We start from the raw sequence: 1,862 nt of genomic DNA, 5'->3' as shown, positions 1-1,862 counted from the left end.
GCTTCCATCCGCTCTATTGCGGTTATCTTCCTGACCAATCCGGCATCTGTTTTTTGCCTTACGATTGTGCCCCAATCGGTTCGTTCCGGCAGCCTGGTACGATTGAACAGCGCCAGTTTTACCGGCGCTTTACGGGCCATATACTGCCCCAGCTCCAGGCCGATTCCCCCCAGTCCTCCTGTAATGATATACACCCCGTCCTGTTGGAACTTAATCTCCCGTTCCGTGCCCCCGCTTATATTCAGCTCCTGCAGCGTCTGCCCATATCGGATACCGTTCCGGTACGCCACCAGATATTCTTTACTCCAGCAGTTTAGTTCCCGAAGGATTTCATCAACTTTCGTCTGATCATCAATGTCGATACAGCGGCATTGAAACTTCGGATACTCCTGTCCCACCACCTTACCCAGTCCAAACAGGGCTGCCGGTTGCGGGTTAAGCCGCGGCTCCGCTTTCGACACTTCATAAACCTCATTGGCAATTAAAACAATATCCACTTCTTCCTTTATCCGGTTCGCCAGCAGCGCACGGGTTAAATAAAACAGGCTCATCACCCCATTTTGCTGCGCTTCCTGCCATTCCTGCTCGGTTTTTACTTCCTCCTGATTTATGCTTTGCAGATGGATGATCCGACGCAGTCCAAGCGTTATGAAATTGGCCATCAGATCATGGTAATCCTGTTCTTTTCCGCCAATCAGATAATGGTTATCATCAATTTTCTGATAGTTGTCCCCACTTTGGACTTCAATGACCGATTCCATCTGATTCCTTAATTGCTGAATCAGCCGAGCACCCTGCTCCGCCCTTCCGGTAAATACTAAAACCGGGCCGCCCGAATCACTGCACACCGGCTGTTCAATTTCCTGCGGCCGCCAGGTCATGTGATAATAACCCTCCGGCACTTCTGCCTGCCTAAAATGACGATAGGCATCGTTGACTTTTTTAATTGTATAGCCAGCTGCTTCGACTAACACAAAACCCTGTTCATCCACTACGGTGATATCGAATACTGCCGCTTCGGAATGGGCGCCGCCATGGTCCTTACGGCGCAGATAGCTATAACATTTCGCAGGTAACCTGGCATAACATTTAATACTTTGATAGTTCCAGGGCAAATAAAGGCCGTTTCCAATCATCCGGATTGCTGCATTCATTGCACCATCCATCAACGACGGATGGAGAAAGTAAACATCCTGCTCCGGCCGATATTCTTCCGGCAGCTCAAGATATGCCAGAACCTCTGTCTCACTGCCGTACAGCTCCTGAACCACGTTCCATCTCCGTCCTACTTCAATCCCGCCGGCCCCCTCCTCAAAACCATACGGTGCCACTGCCTTTGGCAAGGTCTGCTGCAGTTTCAGAAGATCCAGCTGTGGCTGTAAACCGACTGACACTGTAGCTTTTCCCTGTGCATGAAGGGTCCATTCCTTCCCCGCTTTACTGGCAATCGTAAAATCCAGACCGCCATCTCGCTTTTGGACGATTGTCTGTACCTCTTTGTCTCTCTCCGCGCTGACAATCAGCGGATTTATAAACATTAGATCACGGATCTCCAGAGCTGCTTCAGGGAAAAAATCACTGCCGAATTCACGGGCCATCTCCACATAGACAATGCCTGGAAGTGTGTAGCAGTGATGAATCCGATGTTCATGCAAAACCCATTCCCCAGCCACCGAAAACATGGTCTGATAAATTGTACTATAAACTGAATCAACCACACAGCTGTCAAGAAAAGGGTGCAGCCCTTTTTTAATTAGCGATGTTTTTGTCAGCGGTTCGGCCCAGCAGCGTTTTTTCTGGAAAGGATAGGTCGGCAGGCTGATCTTTTGATATCGCCCCCCTTGATAATAGGCATCCCAGTT

The 1,862-nt window shown here is 49.5% G+C and carries 1 protein-coding gene; it reads right to left on the bottom strand.

Translation table 11 applies throughout. The features are described from left to right. A partial coding sequence (locus ACYVD3_RS03025) for a polyketide synthase dehydratase domain-containing protein (protein WP_460641035.1) occupies nucleotides 1–1,682 on the bottom strand: 1,682 nt, incomplete at its 3' end. Nucleotides 1,683–1,862: the final 180 nt, after the last annotated feature.

The sequence above is a fragment of the Lacrimispora brassicae genome (assembly GCF_054772055.1).
This window is presented reverse-complemented; position numbering and strand designations above follow the sequence as displayed.